Source organism: Kitasatospora griseola, assembly GCF_014648555.1.
Taxonomy (GTDB): domain Bacteria; phylum Actinomycetota; class Actinomycetes; order Streptomycetales; family Streptomycetaceae; genus Kitasatospora; species Kitasatospora griseola.
In genome coordinates this window covers 1-278 of record NZ_BMRI01000042.1, presented here as the reverse complement: position 1 = coordinate 278, position 278 = coordinate 1, and the positions used below count along the sequence as shown (strand labels likewise).

Annotated in this window: 1 tRNA gene; it reads left to right on the top strand. The window is 67.6% G+C overall.

Features of this window, described 5'->3' with window-relative positions:
• Nucleotides 1–177 precede the first annotated feature (177 nt).
• Nucleotides 178–251: transfer RNA gene (locus IEZ12_RS32635), tRNA-Thr, on the top strand.
• Nucleotides 252–278: the final 27 nt, after the last annotated feature.

Below are 278 nucleotides of genomic sequence, written 5' to 3'. Positions count from 1 at the left end.
GACGCTACCTGGCAGTTCGTCGTTTTGTCAGCCCTCAACCCCCCTTGCTCCCGCATCGATCAGGTCACGACCCCACCACTCCCCCTCCCCGCCCCACCCCCAACCGCCCGCATCCGCCCGCCCCCGCCCGGTACACTGCCCACTGGTACCGCCGCGTATCCCGCGGCCGGTCACCACGCCTCCTTAGCTCAGCTGGCCAGAGCACCGCTCTTGTAAAGCGGGGGTCGTCGGTTCGAACCCGACAGGGGGCTCCGTACTTTTCCGCACGTCAATGACCT